General features: G+C 61.6%; 12 protein-coding genes and 1 pseudogene. 6 read left to right on the top strand and 7 right to left on the bottom strand.

Going from position 1 to position 16,968, the window contains the following annotated elements:
• The first annotated feature begins 4 nt into the window (after positions 1-4).
• Together QD172_RS01715 and QD172_RS01710 are read left to right on the top strand one after the other, a co-directional pair.
• Positions 5-193, top strand: a complete 189-nt coding sequence (locus QD172_RS01715; protein WP_141392416.1) for a hypothetical protein — start codon at positions 5-7, stop codon at positions 191-193.
• On the top strand, positions 190-693 hold the full coding sequence (locus QD172_RS01710) for a hypothetical protein (protein WP_279854685.1): 504 nt from the start codon (positions 190-192) through the stop codon (positions 691-693). Before QD172_RS01715 ends, QD172_RS01710 begins: the two co-directional genes overlap by 4 nt.
• Positions 694-746: 53 nt before the next feature.
• Here the strand turns inward: QD172_RS01710 and QD172_RS01705 are convergent, their stop codons facing one another.
• On the bottom strand, positions 747-995 hold the full coding sequence (locus tag QD172_RS01705; RefSeq protein WP_279854684.1) for an NAD(P)H-dependent oxidoreductase: 249 nt from the start codon (positions 993-995) through the stop codon (positions 747-749).
• A 671-nt stretch (positions 996-1,666) separates the two neighbouring features.
• Between QD172_RS01705 and QD172_RS01700 the strand changes: the two genes are divergently transcribed.
• Positions 1,667-2,128 carry a DUF2846 domain-containing protein gene (locus tag QD172_RS01700; RefSeq protein ID WP_279854683.1) on the top strand — a complete coding sequence of 154 codons (462 nt, stop codon included), beginning with the start codon at positions 1,667-1,669 and terminating at the stop codon, positions 2,126-2,128.
• Between the two features lie 208 nt (positions 2,129-2,336).
• Here QD172_RS01700 and QD172_RS01695 read toward each other — a convergent pair whose 3' ends face one another.
• The 3 genes from QD172_RS01695 to QD172_RS01685 all read right to left on the bottom strand — a co-directional run bounded on the left by QD172_RS01695 (position 2,337) and on the right by QD172_RS01685 (position 5,624).
• Positions 2,337-3,755: an amidase gene (locus QD172_RS01695; RefSeq protein WP_279854682.1), complete on the bottom strand. Its 1,419-nt coding sequence runs from the start codon at positions 3,753-3,755 to the stop codon at positions 2,337-2,339.
• A 92-nt stretch (positions 3,756-3,847) separates the two neighbouring features.
• On the bottom strand, positions 3,848-5,374 hold the full coding sequence (locus QD172_RS01690) for a sodium:solute symporter family protein (RefSeq protein ID WP_279854681.1): 1,527 nt from the start codon (positions 5,372-5,374) through the stop codon (positions 3,848-3,850).
• A 10-nt stretch (positions 5,375-5,384) separates the two neighbouring features.
• Complete coding sequence (locus tag QD172_RS01685; RefSeq protein ID WP_077371300.1) at positions 5,385-5,624, bottom strand: hypothetical protein; 240 nt, start codon at positions 5,622-5,624, stop codon at positions 5,385-5,387.
• Positions 5,625-5,971: 347 nt separating this feature from the next.
• On the opposite strand from QD172_RS01685, the gene QD172_RS01680 reads away from it, so the two are divergent.
• Positions 5,972-8,164, top strand: a complete 2,193-nt coding sequence (locus QD172_RS01680; RefSeq protein ID WP_176494083.1) for an OsmC domain/YcaO domain-containing protein — start codon at positions 5,972-5,974, stop codon at positions 8,162-8,164.
• Positions 8,165-8,276: 112 nt separating this feature from the next.
• Here the strand turns inward: QD172_RS01680 and QD172_RS01675 are convergent, their stop codons facing one another.
• The gene (locus QD172_RS01675) at positions 8,277-9,218 is read right to left on the bottom strand and encodes a LysR substrate-binding domain-containing protein (RefSeq protein WP_077371304.1); all 942 of its coding nucleotides are present in this window, start codon (positions 9,216-9,218) and stop codon (positions 8,277-8,279) included.
• 168 nt (positions 9,219-9,386) lie between these two features.
• On the opposite strand from QD172_RS01675, the gene QD172_RS01670 reads away from it, so the two are divergent.
• A complete protein-coding gene (locus QD172_RS01670; RefSeq protein WP_279854679.1) occupies positions 9,387-10,091 on the top strand; it encodes an SDR family oxidoreductase in 705 nt (234 codons plus the stop codon).
• Positions 10,092-10,343: 252 nt separating this feature from the next.
• Positions 10,344-11,029 (top strand): annotated as a pseudogene (locus QD172_RS01665) (type 1 glutamine amidotransferase domain-containing protein).
• Between the two features lie 205 nt (positions 11,030-11,234).
• Here the strand turns inward: QD172_RS01665 and atzF are convergent.
• On the bottom strand, positions 11,235-13,067 hold the full coding sequence (gene atzF, locus QD172_RS01660; RefSeq protein ID WP_279854678.1) for an allophanate hydrolase: 1,833 nt from the start codon (positions 13,065-13,067) through the stop codon (positions 11,235-11,237).
• Entirely contained in the window at positions 13,067-16,903 is a 3,837-nt protein-coding gene (gene uca / locus QD172_RS01655; protein ID WP_279854677.1) for an urea carboxylase, read from the bottom strand. Before uca ends, atzF begins: the two co-directional genes overlap by 1 nt.
• Between the last annotated feature and the right edge of the window lie 65 nt (positions 16,904-16,968).

Raw genomic sequence — 16,968 nt, 5'->3', positions numbered from 1 at the left:
TGCTATGGATGACATGATCCGCGACACCATCGACGAGATCAGTGAGCAGGGTGAAAATCTCGAGACGCTGATCGCCGTCGGACGCACAAAAGAAGGGAAGGTCAGTCTGGTGACGCTGGATGGTGACCGCGAAAGACTGATCGTTTTATTGGAGCGGGCGAAAAATATGCTGGTGCGGAGTATGGACCCATGAGCGTTCGCCTGGTGCCGATTCCAGAGGATGTTATTGCGATCCTTGAGTCGCTACGCTGGCCCGTCGAAACCTGGGAGCGGTTCAACACCTTCGAGGATTTCGATATGTTCGGCCGCCCACCGGCCAGGGACCTGGAACAGGTGGCCACGGGCACGCAGGTAATGCTGGATCGCCATGATGCGTCCTACCAGCCTTTGCTCGAGGCCCTGGGCGCAAAGCGCATGACCAACGCCATCGTGTATCCCGCCGGCAGCATCATGGGTTGGCACACCAACTCGGACAACCCTGGTGTCCGCCGCTACTACACCTGGAGTGAGGAGGGCGGTGCCGTCTTCCGCTATATTGATCCTGTGACAGGTGAGCGCCACGACTCCATCGACCCGCCCGGTTGGGTCTGCCGAGAGTTCACCGTGACTCAGGACCCGCTGTTCTGGCACACTGTCTGGACTCCGGTTGAGCGATGGGCTTTCGGGGTCATGATGGAGAGCCCGCACCGTTGAGACATTTCTGGGTGTACCACCAGCGTACCACCCAAAAGAAAAAAGCCTCCAACTCATTGAGTTCGGAGGCTTTTTTCTTCACATGATCCCATCCACCAACCCGGGGTCTGATAGATGATCAGGTCCGCCCACAGCTGTTTCTCCACCTCCACCTTGGCGTCAAAGCCATCCACGATGACGGTTTCACGCACCTCATGGCCCAGCTCGGCCAGCTCACCGCGTGCCAGCTCATGCAGGGTCGCATTGAGCTCGCCATTGGAATGGGCAAAGGCCTTGCCACCGTTGATCAATAGAATCTTCATGCCACGTACTCCAGAACTGTTGGCTTTTCAGCAATGGAGCGCAGCATGAGCGTTCGCAAGTCATTGATAAAGCGGCGCTGATGTAAAACACCTTTGCTGTAGGTGCAACAATCCGGATGCATCGTCTTATGCCATGAGAATCGACGACTCGTGGATCTCTGATGGCCGATACTGATCTGGAGAAGAACTAGCTCTTTTTTCTAATTAGAAGTGGCTGCTCGAGAGCACTGTTTGCAGTCCCTGAGCAGCGTACGAAAGTAACTTGTCATCAAGAGAGTGTGTACGCTCTCGAGACAATATTTTAGATTGGCGCTCATGCGACGTATCGTCTCGAACAGCCGAGCGAAATCTTCGCTTCCATCCTGCTCCTGGCCGCCGAATAAGTGGCCACGGCCAATGGCAAGGACCTGCTGGTCGATGGTGGCTACATCGTGATCTGATGATCGGCAAGCTCCAATGAGATTGCATTAGATGTGAAAAAGGCACTGTCGATGACAGGCTGTTTTCCGTGGCTCAGGAAATATGCATTGTAACCCATAGGATAGATCCTATAGTTAGTGTGCTTCTATCATCCTTAAGTTATATATGAAACTTTTTGTATTTTTCAATTCTTCATGATAATTTTCATATGCCTGTCAAAATATAAGAAAATAAACCAAAGGGAATATATCGTGAAGCTATTGAAATACGCGAGTACAGCTGTTTTTTTATCGGTAATGACAGGGTGTGCGTCTGTCAATATGACACCTATAGAAGATTCTACAGAAGCCAAGAAATTTGAGATGCCAAACGAAGGTATGGCAGGTATCTATATTTATCGGCGAGACTCAATGTTCGGTGCTGCCATCAAGAAAGATATTTGGATCGATGGTGATTGTGTCGGAGAAACAGCTCCTGGCATCTTCTTCTATGAGCAAGTGAAAGGTGGCGAAAACTATAAAATATCAACTGAGTCTGAGTTTTCTCCCAACGCCTTGAGCTTGGCCGTTCAACCTGGTGCAAATTACTATATAGAGCAGTACATGAAAGTTGGTATATTTGTCGGTGGTGCTAATTTACGCTTGGTAGATGCTGATAAAGGTATGCTGGAAGTGAGTAGTCTGGATATGGCTGTCAAAGGTAACTGCAGCTAGACCATTTTTGTTATACAGGTAGTATTACGTTAGTAAATTTAGTCTGTAGAGCACTTGGGTTTGTATATGTTGTGCGTATAAATGGCGTTAAATCAGGTGGATAATTTTGATTATAGGGCCAATCTCCAAAGAATATGAGAATGGTTACCAAAACGGCACTGTCGATGACAGTGCCGTTTTTTTATGCGTTGCCTTTCTCATGACCGTTTCATTGCGAGAGCTTGGGATAGACAAGTTCAGGAAGCATCTCCTCCAACAACATGGCCGCATGCATCACCTTCATGTCCTGGAATTTTCCTCCGACAATGTGCAGGCCGACAGGCAGTCCCTGGTCATCCAGCCCACAGGGGAGTGATGCCGCGGGTTGTTGAGTGAGGTTGAAGGGGTAGCTGAAGGGGGTCCATTCCATCCAGTCGTGATATCTCCCCTCGGGCGGTACGTTGTGGCCGGCAGTGAAAGGTGAGATGGGCAGTGTAGGAGTGATCAGCAGGTCCCATTGCTCGTGGAAGGATTGCATGTGTGCGCAAAGCGCAGTTCGCTCTCGTCTTGCCGCCAGATATTGCGACAAGGAAATGTTGCTCCCGCGCGCTGCAATGTCCAGCAAGCCCGGGTCCATCTGATCTCGCTGGCTGTCGGTCATCTTCTCGACCACCTGGGTGGCACCCGCGAACCACAGGGTATTGAAGGTCTCCAGCGGGCAGGAGAAGCCCGGATCTATCTCGATGACCTCCGCGCCCAGTCGGGACAGCTGAGCGACGGCGTTATCCACTCGCTTGCGTATGTCTGGCGCGACTTCCACGTAACCCAGGGTCGGGCTGTAGGCAATCTTCCAGCCTTGCAGCGAGACTGGCGCTCGGGTGTCCATTCTGAGGCTGTCCGGATCGCCAAGCAGACCATCACGGCTATCGGGCTGCGCCATGCTCTCGAGCATCAGGAGGCTATCGGAGGCCGTGCGCGTCATTGGTCCCAGGTGTGAGAGGGTCGACATGGCACTGGTCGGCCACTGGGGAATCCAGCCAAACGTGGGTTTCAGGCCGAAGGTGCCGGTAAAGCTGCAGGGAATGCGGATCGAGCCACCTGCATCACTCCCCTGATGGAGCATGCCCAGGTTGAGCGCGGCCGCTGCTCCAGCTCCACCCGAGGATCCACCTGAGGTCAGCGCGGTATTCCAGGGATTGCGTGTCACGCCGTGCAGCGGGTTGTCCGTCACTCCCTTCCAGCCGTACTCCGGTGAGGCTGTCTTGCCGAGAAACACGGCGCCTGCCTTGCGAAGACTCGCAGCCACCGGGGCATCGACATCACTGCCTCCGTCCGGGGATGTGGTGGCGGAGCCGTACCGGGTCGGCATGCCGCGCGACAGCGTGAGGTCCTTCAAGGTGGTCGGCACGCCATCCAGTGGCCCGCAGGGTGTGCCCTTCATCCAGCGAGCTTCGGCGTCTTTCGCCGCCTTCATTGCCCCATCATGGGCGATGTGCACGAAGGCATTGATCTTGGGGTTGAGCGTGTCGATACGTTCCAGGCAGTCCCGGGTCAGCTCGACGGGAGAGAGCTCGCCTCGTCGAAACAGTGCCAGGGCATCAATCGCTGTCAATTCAGATAATTGCGTGGGAGTAGAGACTGGGTTCATGGCCGATCCTGTCCATTGGGAAGCAATCAATCGAGTGGCTGAATGCGCTCGGAAACGAAAAGGGCCTGCGTGATGCAGGCCCTTTGTTCTGGTCAGCGGGCTTCGATCACCCGAGATGGACCAGCCTCGGCGTCTTCCAGCTGCTCCGGGTGATACTCGGCGGTGTAATCCCGACGCGCCTGGGCGAAGCGTTCCACCACCTCGGCATCCTTGCGCTGCAGGGCGAGGCTGAGGATCACGAAGGCTGACGCATTGAGAATCAGGCCCCATATGCCGGCATGCAGGCCAAGCGGGTTGCTGACACTGGCGCCGTAGGACAGCCACAGGACGGTCACGATGCCCAGGCTCAGGCCCCAGAAGGCCGCTTGCGGGTGCGCCTTGCGCCAGGTGATGGCGCCCAGTGTCGGCACGATCAGCTGAGCGGTGCCCGCCAGTGCCGCGATGCCGATGGTGACCAGCAGCCCCGGAACGGTCAGGGCCAGGATGTAGGCCGCGAGAGAGAAGCCCACCAGGGACAGGCGCCCGATATGGACGATGCGTTCCTGATTCGCCTGCGGGTTCACGTAGCGCTTGTAGATATCCATGGTCACCACGGTCGATACCGCGTGGATCTGGGAGTTGGCCGTGGACATCGCCGCGGCGGCCCCAGCCGCCATGATCAGCGAGGCCAGCAGGTAGGGCGCATAGTTCATCAGCATGACGGGCAGTATCTGGTCAGCATTCTCCAGGCCAGGCTCCAGCAGTACCCCGGTATAGCCCGTCAGTACCGACCCGAAGTAGGCGAAGGCGGCGAGCCCCAGCAGGAAGGGCATCAAGCCGAACAGCTTGCCGCTTTTCACCGAATACATGCGCAGCCAGATCTGGGGACCCATGAAGGCGCCGATGGCCACGATCACGAACAGCGAGAACCACATGGAGTAGCCCATGTTGCCATTCGGCCCCGGCAGGGTCAGATGCGCGGGCGAGTCGCTGGCAAGCTGCGCGAACATGCTGGTCGGGCCACCTGCCTGGCCGGCGATGTAATAGCCCGCATACATCATCCCGAAGAACAGCAGCGCCCCGTAGATCACATCCGTCCAGGCGATGGCGCGGATCCCGCCGACCCACACATAGACGATGATGATGAAGTAGAACAGCAGCGCGGCCAGCCAGAAGGGCACGACGCCACCCGAGGCAACCTCGATCAGATACGCACCGCCGGTCAGCTGGATCTGCAGATACGGCACGGTGAAGATCAGCGTGATGACGGCGACGAGGATTCTCAGCGCTTCACTGTTGTAGAAGTCGCCCATCAGGTCTGACGGCGTCAGGTAGTCGAAGCGCTTGCCGAGATACCAGACACGCTTGCCCACCCAGTAGTACATGAAGCCGAAGAGCAGGTTCCACGCCAGCGCCGTGAGATAGATGGGGCCACTGGTATAGAAGGTGGCGTTGGAGCCAAGGAAGGCAAAGGCGCTCCACCAGGTGGCCGCCACCGTGAAGAACACGGCAATGCTGCCCATGGCCCGCCCTTGCACGAAGAAATCTTCACTTGTCGTCTGGGACTTTCGCGCGGACACGAGCCCGACGATCAAGGGGATGATCATGAAGGCCGCGATGATCAAGATACTTCCCGTCATGATGAGCTCCTCAGCGCTTGCCGCCGGTGGAAGGGGCCTTGGCGCTACCCCAGTTGGTCAGGTAGGCATACAGGAACACAGCGGTCAGGAAGCCCCACCACACCAGGTTCCAGACGAGGAAGAACGGGATTCCCATCACCATGGGCTCGATCTTGTTGGCCATCAGGATCATCGGGCTCTCGAGCATGAAAAACCCGAACAGCATGCTGCCGTAGATGGCGACCTTGCGGGTCGTGAAGCGCTTCATCATTGCATACCCCTTTATTGTGGTTGGTGGGGGGTGTTGTGACCTGTCGTGGACAACGACAGGGGGCGGAACATGGCAATGCATCAATTATTGTATTTATGCGTATAAATTAACCAATAGGTGACAATCCCCGGACCGTCAAGAAAGTGGCGGCGATTGCACCGGATGTTTCAGGAAGTGAAGAAGATCCGCCGGCCTCCCTCAGCGGCTGGCGACAGCAGGAGAGCGCAAGCCTTCCGCTTTTCGTCTCACCCGCGACGCAGGCCCCCAAAATCTGGATAATGGCGGCCATCGCGTAGCCGTCAGACTGGCGTGCTGACGCCCATACTCTTCACAGCGGTGCATCGTTCATGGAAATCAAGGTCAACTTTCTCGACAACCTGAGGCTCGAGGCGAAATTCGACGACTTCACGGTCATCACCGATCAGCCCATCCGCTACAAGGGCGATGGGTCGGCGCCGAGCCCGTTCGACTACTTCCTGGCGTCCTCGGCGCTGTGCGCGGCCTACTTCGTGAAGGTGTACTGCGTGGCGCGCAACATCCCGACCGAGAACATCCGTCTGTCGCAGAACAACATCGTTGACCCGGAAAACCGCTACAACCAGATCTTCAAGATCCAGGTGGAGCTGCCGGAAGAGCTGTCCGACAAGGACCGCCAGGGCATCCTGCGCTCCATCGAGCGTTGCACGGTGAAGAAGGTCGTCCAGACCGGCCCGGGCTTCGAGATCGAGACGGTCGACAACCTTGACGAGGACGCCCAGGCCCTGCTGATGGCGGAGCCGCCGGAAGGACAGAGCACCTGGATCGAGGGCAAGGACCTGCCGCTGGAGCAGACCATCGCCAACATGACGGGCCTTCTGAATGATCTCGGCATGAAGATCGAGATCGCCTCCTGGCGCAACATCGTGCCCCACGTCTGGTCACTGCACATTCGTGATGCCGCCTCGCCGATGTGCTTCACCAACGGCAAGGGCTCGACCAAGGAGAGCGCGCTGTGCTCGGCGCTGGGCGAGTTCATCGAGCGTCTGAGCTGCAACTTCTTCTACAACGACCAGTTCTTCGGCGAAGCCATCGCTGACAGCGATTTCGTGCATTACCCGAACGAGAAGTGGTTCCAGCCGGGCCCGAACGACGAGATCCCGGAAGGCGTGCTGGACGATTACTGCCTCGAAATCTTCAATCCGGACGGCGAGCTGGGTGGCTCCAATCTGATCGATACCAATTCCGGGCGTGCGGACCGTGGCATCGTGTCTCTGCCGTTCACCCGTCGCTCGGATGGCGAGACGATCTACTTCCCGTCCAACCTGATCGAGAACCTGTACCTCAGCAACGGCATGAGCGCCGGCAACACCTTGCCGGAAGCCCAGGTGCAGTGCCTGTCCGAGATCTTCGAGCGTGCCGTGAAGCGCGAGATTCTCGAGCAGGAACTGACCCTGCCGGACGTGCCGCAGGAGGTGCTGGCCAAGTACCCGGAAATCGTCGAGGGCATCGAGGCACTGGAAGCCCAGGGCTTCCCGATTCTGGTCAAGGACGCCTCGCTGGGCGGCCAGTTCCCGGTGGCCTGCGTGACCTTGATGAACCCGAAGACCGGCGGTGTCTTCGCCTCCTTCGGCGCGCATCCGAGCTTTGAGGTTGCCATCGAGCGCAGCCTGACCGAGCTGATGCAGGGCCGCAGCTTCGAGGGTCTCAACGACTTCATGCCGCCGACCTTCAACTCGCTGGCCGTCTCCGAGCCGAACAACTTCGTCGAGCACTTCATCGACTCATCAGGCCTCGTCTCCTGGCGTTTCTTCAGCTCGAAGACCGATATCGAGTTCGTCGAGTGGGACTTCTCCGGCAGCAATGAAGAAGAAGTCGCCAACCTGTTCGGTATCCTCGATGAGATCGGCAAGGAATCGTACATGGCGGTGCACGAGGACCTCGGCGCGCCGGTGTGTCGTATCCTGGTGCCGGGCTATTCCGAGGTCTATCCGGTCGAGGACCTGGTGTGGGACAACACCAACATGGCGCTGGATTACCGCGAGGACATCCTCAATCTGCATCGTCTCGATGACGATCAGCTGGCGGACCTGGGCGAGCGTCTCGAAGAGAGCCAGCTTGATGAGCACATGGACATCAAGACGCTGATCGGCATCGAGTTCGACGAGAACACCATCTGGGGTCAGCTGACGATTCTCGAGCTGAAACTGATGATCAATCTCGCGCTGGGGCAGCACGAGGATGCGCTGGATCGTGTCGAGATGTTCCTACAGTACAACGACAACACCGTCGTGCGCGGCCTCTACTACCAGGCCATGAAGGCGGTGCTGGAGATCACCCTCGACGATGAGCTGGAGCTTGAGGACTACCTCTACAACTTCCGCCGCATGTTCGGTGAAGACACCATCGCCGCCGTGGTCGGCTCCGTGCAGGGTGAGGTGCGCTTCCATGGTCTGGAGCCCACCAACATGCAGCTGGAAGGGTTGGATCGCCACCTGCGTCTGATCGAAAGCTACCAGAAGCTGCACGCCCATCGTGCTGCCTTGGCGGCCGAGCAGGCCTGATGCTCGCCTGCTGAATCCTGTGGCATGACCTGTGGCATGAAAAGAACGGCCCCTCACTGGATGGTGAGGGGCCGTTTTCGTTTCCGGGGGCTTGCGTATGCGTACCAGTGGCTCAGGACAGCACCTTCTGACCCTCTGCCAGACGCTGACAACACGCGATGATCTGCTCCCTGATCCAGCGGTGCGCCGGGTCCTTCTGATAGCGGCGATGCCAGCTCAGATGGAAGGGGAAGGAGGCGAAGGCCACGGGTGGCGGCACGAGCGTGACGGCGAACTGACGACAGAAATGCTGGCACAGCCCGGTGGGCAGGCTCGCGATCAACGGCGAGCGTTCCAGCAGGGAAGGCACGGCCATGAAGTAGGTGACGGCCAGCGCTACCTCGCGCTTCAGCCCCTGACCCTCAAGCTGCTTGAAGATGCCGCTTTTCAGGCGGGCATGCGGTTGAACCAGCACATGGGCGTGGTGCTCGAAATCCGCCTTGGTCATGCGGCCCTCGCCATCCAGCCGCTCCAGCAGGGGATGGCCATTGCCCACCAGGCAGTCGATGCCTTCGGTGATCACCTCACGCACCACCAGATTCTCGGGCGGGTCGACCTGGCGCCCGAAGGCGAGATCCGTCGTGCCGCTCATCACGCCGGCTTCGCTCATGTCCTGCGAGAGACGGCGCACCTGGAGGGTGATGCCCGGCGCCTGCTCACGCAGGATCGTCGCCAGTTGCGGCAGGATCAGCACCTCGAAGTAGTCGTTGGCGGCGATCTCGAAGTGACGGCTCTCGGTGGTGTGGTCGAAGTGCCGCTCGCTGTTGATCAGGCCGTCGAGGTCGGTCAGCGCCGCCTCGATGGTCGGGAACAGATGGTCGGCCTTCTCGGTGGGGCGCATGCGCTGGCGGTCGCGAATGAACAGCGGGTCATTGAACAGTTCGCGCAGTTTCGACAGCGCCGCGCTCACCGAGGGCTGACTCAGGTGCAGACGCTCGCCGGCGCGCGTGACGTTCTGCTCGAGATACAGCGCATGGAAGGTGCGCAGGAGGTTGAGGTCGTAATTGAGCTTCATGATGACTACCAGAGCAGGCGGAGTGTCTCGGCTGCACTCGGACGAGTGAGCACTATTTGTCTGGATGATAGCAGCTATCCGGACTATCGATTATCACGATGGGAGGCTCAGGCGGTAGGGTGGTCTCAGGACACGGCGAGAGATCAATGCGACCCACAGGAGCGATCCATGAGTGATGTGAAGCAGATGCAAGCCGAAGGGGAAAAGATCATTCTGATCACCGGTGCCTCCAGCGGTATCGGTGAAGCCACCGCACGCACTCTGGTGAAGGCCGGGCACAAGGTCGTCGTGACCGCCCGCCGCAAGGAGCGCCTCGATGCGCTTGTCGAGGAGCTGGGCAGCGACAAGGTGCTGGCGATCGCCGCGGATGCGACGGACTACGATCAGCTCGCCAAGGTCGTCGAACAGGCCGTCGCCCATCATGGCCATCTGGATGTGGCGTTCGCCAATGCCGGTACCGGCGTCAGCCAGGCTGGCACCGAGAACGGCGATCCCGAGGAGTGGAAGCGAGTCGTCGACATCAACATCAATGCGCTGCTGTGGACCGCCCACGCGACCCTGCCGCATCTGAGAGAGCGCAAGGGCCACTTCATCCTTACCAGTTCCGTGGCCGGGCGCGCCAATCATGCGGGCTCCATCTACAGCGCCAGCAAGTGGTTCGCCTACGGTTTCGGCCAGAATCTGGCGATGGAAATGGCCGAGTGCCAAGGCCGCTGCACCACCATCACGCCAGGCATGGTCAACACTGCCTTCTTCGATGAGCCCAAGCCGGACAAGCTGGACCCGCAGGATGTGGCGGATGCCGTGCTCTACGCCATCAGTGCCTCACCGCGTGCCAATATCCGCGAAGTGCACCTGGTGCCGACCTGGTGAGCCGGTTCGCTCGACAGCGGGCTTCCGCCTTCGCTGAGCACGCTTTCGCAGGACAGCTATTTGTATGAGCGATAGTGGCTATCTGGACTATCGATTATGACGATGGTGACGTGAGCCGTAAGCTTGATTCCACACAGGGCGAGCATCACGTGCCGAGCATCACAGGGCGAGCATCACGTGGTGACCATCACCTCGCCGACAAATTTCGTGAAGTGACCGTTGCGGGCTATCCCGCGCGTAAAGGAGAGCATCATGAGCAAGGTTCTGGTGGTAGTGACATCCCACGATACGCTGGGTGACACGGGCAAGAAGACAGGCTTCTGGCTGGAAGAGCTGGCGGCTCCCTACTACGTGCTGAAGGATGCCGGTGTCGAGGTGACACTCGCGTCTCCCAAGGGCGGTCAGCCGCCGCTGGACCCGGCAAGCCAGGGCGAGGACTTCCAGACGGATGCCACTCGCCGCTTCGACAAGGACACTGCCGCTCAGCAGGACCTCGCCACCACCGCCGTACTGGCAGACATTAAGGTCGAGGACTTCGACGCCATCTTCTACCCGGGTGGCCACGGTCCGCTGTGGGATCTGACCAACGACGCCGATTCCATCCGTCTGATCGAGCAGTTCCACGCGGCCGGCAAGCCGGTCAGCTCTGTCTGCCACGCCCCGGCCGTGCTGCTGAATGCCCGCAAGCCGGATGGCACTCCCTTCGTGGATGGCGTGCATGTCACCGGTTTCACCAACGGCGAAGAAGAGGGTGTCGGCCTCACTGACGTCGTGCCGTTCCTGGTGGAGAAGAGGCGCTGCAGCAGAAGGGTGGCATCTATGAGAAGAAGGACGACTTCACCTCCTACGCCATCCAGGATGGGCTGATCATTACTGGTCAGAACCCGATGTCCTCTGAAGGCGTCGCGGAACTGCTGCTCAAGAGCCTCGAGCAATAAGCGCCCTGAGCGACAAGCACTTCGGGACACAAGCACTTCGAAACACAAGTACTTCGAGAGACAGGCACCTTGAGCAACAGGTGCTTCATGATTCGGGCGCTGCCTGATCTGACGAGTGCATGAAAAAAGCCGCTACCGGTCATCCGGTAGCGGCTTTTGCGTGTCTGGCATCCAGCTTCGACGAGAGGTTGCCAGCGAGTGCGGATCACCCGCGCTCCACCCACGCCTTCCAGCCGCCGTACTCGCTGATGTCCGTCATCGGCACGCCGCTGTCAGCGGAGACCGAGCAGATGAAGCCCGCGACCCAGCGGCCGTCCTCGAGTTCGATCTGACCCAGTCCCAGCGGGAAGGGGATGCCGGCGAGGAAGCTGCCGACACTGGCGATGGGCAGTGACCAGACTTCCAGCGCGATGCTGGTACCGTCCTCTGGCGCGCGCAGCATGGCCGGTTTGGCGGGTGTGGCGTCATCCAGTTGATACAGGCGGTAGCGGGGGGCGCTGTGAGTACGGGCGACCAGGCGGGCATCGCGCTGGGTGAGCTGGTGATTGAGCGGCATGCCAGTGAGATGCGCACCGCAGACCGCGATCTCGAGTCGGCCATTCTTCGCCATCGGCAAATCGCTGTCGGCGAGACGTGCCTGAGGACGGGCAACGGCACTGGCCCCCAGCGGCAGCGAGAACTCCTTCTCGAGCAGCCGCGCGATGCTCAGCAGTTGCAGGTCTTCGAAGGCGGGCGCGAACAGCGTCACACCGCCGGGCAGGCCCTGGCTGTTGAAGCCGACCGGTACGGCCAGTGCGCTCAGATCCAGCAGGTTCATGAAGTTGGTCCAGGTACCCAGCTCCGAATTGACCGCGATCGGCGCCTCGGCCAGCTCCGCCTTGGTCGGCAGGCGTGGCGTGGTCGGGGCCAGCATCACGTCCACCTGCGCGAGCAGGGCATCGGCCTGACGGCGATATTCGGCTAGTTGATAGCGGGCATCGAAGGCATCCACGGCCAGGGGCGTGGCACCGCCAAGGGTGATCTCGCGCGTCACCGGATGCAGTGCCTCGGGATTGCGCTCGATCAGCTCGCGCACCGCGTGATAGCGCTCCGCCACCCACGGGCCTTCATACAGCAGGCGCGCGGCGGCCAGCAGCGGGCTGCAATCCAGCTCGATCAGCTCGGCCCCCGATGCCTTGCACTGACGCATCGCCGCTTCCATGTAGCCGCTGTAATCGGCGTCGGTATGCCACTGGGTACGCGGCGGCACGCCGATGCGCAGGCCGGCGAGATCCGGCAGCACACCATAGGTCTGGCCATGCACGGCGAAGTCGTGCTCGCGCGCCCAGCGGTTGTCGGCATCGAACTGTGCGGTGACGGACAGTATCTTCGCGGCATCATCGCAGCCGAGTGCGAAGATCGAGATGGTATCCAGGGTGGCGCAGGCCGGCACCACACCGCCCGCGCTGAGCAGGCCGAGGGTCGGCTTCACGCCCACCAGGTTGTTGAAGCAGGCCGGCACACGCCCGGAGCCCGCCGTGTCCGTGCCCAGCGCGAAGCTGACCTGCCCCTGGGCGGTGACGACGGCGGAACCACTGCTGGAGCCGCCCGGCACATAGGCGGGGTCGAAGGCATTCGCCGGGGTGCCGTAGACCGGCAGGGCGCGCTCGCCGACCAGACCGGTGGCGAACTGATCCAGATTGGTCTTGCCCAGCGGGATGGCACCGGCCGCGATCAGCTGCTTGACCACGAAGGCGTCATCGTCTGGCGTATAGGCGAATTCCGGGCAACCGGCGGTGGTGGTCACGCCGGCGAGATCGATGTTGTCCTTGATCGCGAAGGGGATGCCGTAGAGCGGCAGTGACTCGGGCGCCACGTCGCCCAGACGCGCCAGATAGGGTTCCAGCTGATCTGCACTCAGGCGGGTGATCCAGGCGGCGTCTTGCTCGGGTTGTGCAGCCAGCAGTTCATTCACCAGCTGGCGTGGCGTCAGCTCTCCGGCCTGATAGGCCTTGCTCAGCGCCGTGATGCTCAGGTTGTGCGGGGTATGGGTCATCATCACAGCGTCTCCTCGGAGGACAGGGTCGATTGGGCGTTGTCTGTTGCGCTGGCATCAGCTGGATCAGTGGCTTCCACGGCGGTCGACAGCACGATCAGCGGCTGGCCGGGGGCGACGCCGCTGCCTTCCTTGATCGGCAGGCGAACGACACGGCCTGCGGTGTGGGTGCGAATCTCGACTTCCATCTTCATCGACTCGACCAGCGCCACCACCTGGCCGGCCTCGACGAGATCGCCCTCGGCGACCTCCAGCTTCCACAGGCTGCCGGTGACCGGCGTCTCGATGCCCAGCTCGTCATCGCTCAGGCTGTCGGCTTCCTGCACTTCGTTGATCTGATCCTCGAAGGTGAACTGGCCGCGTGCATGCCAGTCGTCGATTTCCTGCTGGAAGGCGGCCTGACGGCGTTCACGGAAGGCATCGGTCTCGGCCTGATGCTCGGCGATCTGCGCCTGATAATCGGCGAGGCGGAAGCGGGTCTTCTCGATCTTGAGGTCATAGCGTCCCTGAGGGTGATCACGACGGATCTGCTCGAGCGCCTCATGGCTGACCGGGTGGAAGCGCAGCTGGTCGAACACGCGCAGCAGCCACGGGCTGGTGAAGTGTTCGGTGCGGCGATAGCGATTCCACATCTGCAGCGTGCGGCCGACGAACTGATAGCCGCCCGGACCTTCCATGCCATAGACGCACAGATAGGCGCCGCCGATGCCCACCGAGTTCTCCGCGGTCCAGGTGCGTGCCGGGTTGTACTTGGTGGTCACCAGGCGCTGGCGCGGGTCCAGCGGGGTGGCCACCGGCGCGCCCAGATAGACATCGCCGAGTCCCATCACCAGATAGCGGGCGTTGAGTACCGTCTCGCGCACGGCGGCTTCATCGGCGAGGCCATTGATGCGGCGAATGAATTCCAGATTGCTCGGGCACCAGGGGGCGTCCGGGCGCACCGAGCGCTGGTACTTGTCGATGGCCTGCTGACACGCCGGGTCATCCCAGGACAGCGGCAGGTGTACGGTGCGCGCCTCGATCTCGATGTCCTCGACATCCTTGAGCGCGACTTCCGCCTGTTCGAGGTGCGTCATCAGTGTGGCGAGGGCAAGCTTGCGCGGATCGTAATGCAGCTGCAGCGAGCGGATGCCCGGTGTCATCTCCATCAGGCCGGGCAGCGGATGCTCCTTGAGCCACAGCATCCAGGCGTGGGCGCGGAAGCGCAGCGCGATATCCAGCTCCATCTGGCCGAATTCGATCAGCAGGAAGTCATCCCCGGCGCGGCGATAGACGATCTGCTCGCCGCCTTGCTCGGCGCTCAGGCGCTTGAGTACTGGGGAGTCGTCCGGACGCGGACGTTGCTCGGCGATGGCGCTCAGCGTGGTGCTGGTCGCCGCCAGAGGTGACTCCAGTGCGTCGAGCTTGCCACTGGCGAGGGCGGTGATCACGGCGTCCTGCTGCACCTCGATGGCGCGAGCCTCATCCAGAGTCAGCGTAACGAAACGGATGCGATCACCGGCGGCCAGCTGGCCCAGCTTCCAGCGCTCGGCACGCACCACGGTGGCCGGGCATACGAAGCCGCCCAGCGACGGGCCGTCCGGACCGAGGATGACCGGCATGTCGCCGGTGAAGTCGATGGTGCCGAAGGCGTAGGCGTTGTCGTGGATGTTGGAGGGGTGCAGGCCGGCCTCACCGCCGTCGGCACGCGCCCACTGCGGACGCGGGCCGATCAGGCGCACGCCGGTGCGGCTGGAGTTGTAGTGCACTTCCCAGCGGTGGCCGAAGAAGGTGCTGATGTCGTCTTCGGTGAAGAAGTCAGGCGCACCGTGCGGTCCGTAGAGCACGCCGATCTGCCATTCGCGGCCTTGTGTCCTGTCTTGAGCGTTCCCGCCTTGTTCATCCGCGACCAAGCCAGCGCCCTGCGGGATCAGCGCCTCGGGCAGCCGGGTCAGGGCGGGCTGGGGGCACTCGGCGAGATCAGCCAGCGGCAGGGTGTCGCCACTGCGCAGGGCACGTCCGGCATGGCCGCCGAACTGGCCCAGGGTGAAGGTCGCGCGCGAGCCCAGATACTGCGGGCAGTCGATGCCACCGGCGATCAGCAGATAGCTGCGCGCGCCGGCGGCGACCTTGCCCAGGCTCAGGGTGCTGCCAGCGGCGATCTCATGCACCTGCCACAGGGCAAGGTCGTGTGTCGCGGTCTCATCGGAGCCGGCTACAGGTGCTGAAACGGACAGCGTGGCGGGCAGCGGCGCACCGGCCAGCACCACGCGCGTGGCGCGGTGGAAGTGCAGCGTCGGGCCATTGAGGGTGATCTCGAGGCCTGCGGCATCGGCCGCGTTGCCCAGCAGCGCATTGCCGAGACGGAAGGCGTAGTCATCGAAGGGGCCGGAGGGCGGCACGCCCACATCCCAATGCCCCTGGCGACCCGGCATGTCCTGCACGGTGGTCAGGGTGCCGGGGACGATCACTTCAAAGGTCGGTGCGGCCCACTCGAGGCCTTCCAGCCAGCGGGTATAGATCTCGACATTGATAAAGCGCGGGTCTTCCAGCAGGTGCGACAGCCACTGGCGGTTGGTCTCGATACCGTAGAGGCGAGAGGCGGCCAGTGCCTTGGAGAGATCGCCGCGTGCCTGCTCGCGGGTCGGGGCGTGCACCATCACCTTGGCCAGCATCGGGTCGAACCACGCCGGGACCTCGAAACCGGCCTCGATGGAGTGATCCACCCGCAGCTGGCTGCCCTCGGCGAGGGCGGCGGTTACGGCGTCATTGGCGAACTCCACCTCGGTGAGCAGGCCGCTGGAGGGGCGGAAATCGTGCTGCGGATTCTCGGCATAGACCCGCGCCTGCATGGCGTGACCCTTGGGGGACAGCGGTGCGGCCAGCGTTGCGAGATCGTCCAGCTCACCGGCGCCCAGCTTGAGCATCCAGGCGACGATATCCACGCCCCACACAAGCTCCGTGACACCATGCTCGACCTGCAGGCGCGTGTTGACCTCCAGGAAATAGAAGGCCTGACGCTCGGCGTCATAGATGAATTCGACGGTACCGGCGCTGCGATAATTGACGGCTTCGCCCAGGCGGATGGCGGTGGCGATCATGTCGTCGCGAACGCGCTCAGGCAGGTTAGGTGCCGGGCATTCCTCGATGACCTTCTGGTGGCGGCGCTGACTGGAGCAGTCGCGCTCGCCGAGGGCGATCACCGTGCCTTCGCCATCCCCGAACAGCTGCACTTCCAGGTGACGGGCGCGGGCGATATACGCCTCCAGGAAGACGCCGCCATCCCCGAAGTTGCGCTCTCCCAGGCCCTTGACCGAATCGAAGGCGCGACTGAGGGAGGCGTCATCCTCACACACCTGCATGCCGATGCCGCCGCCGCCGGCGGTGGACTTGAGCATCACCGGATAGCCGATACGGGCGGCCTCGCTCAGTGCGCTCTCGACGTCGTCCAGCAGGCCGGTACCGGGTACCAGCGGCACGCCGGCGTTCTCGGCGATGGTGCGCGCCTCGTGCTTGAGGCCGAAGGCGTGGATCTGCTCGACGGTCGGGCCGAGGAAGACCAGACCGGCAGCATCACAGGCCTGGATGAAGCGGGTGTTCTCGGACAGGAAACCGTAGCCCGGGTGCACGGCCTGGGCGCCACTCTCGCGGGCGATGGCGATCAGCTTGTCGATGTCGAGATAGGTCTCGGCGGCGGCACCTTCGCCGAGGCTGTAGGCTTCATCGGCCTCGCGCACGAAGGGGGATTCACGATCGGCTTCTGCGTAGACGGCGACGCTCTGGACACCGAGGGCACGCAGCGTGCGCTGGATTCGGGTGGCGATGGCGCCACGGTTGGCAATCAGGACCTTGTGGAACATGACGGAGTCATCCTTCCGGCGGCGGGTCGTCCCGCCTTCAAACTGTGAGCTGCCGGTCGTCCGGT

It is taken from the genome of Cobetia sp. 10Alg 146, assembly GCF_029846385.1.
Classification (GTDB): Bacteria; Pseudomonadota; Gammaproteobacteria; order Pseudomonadales; family Halomonadaceae; genus Cobetia; species Cobetia marina.
The sequence above is the reverse complement of the archived record's forward strand: the minus strand, read 5'-3'. Positions and strand labels throughout refer to the sequence as shown.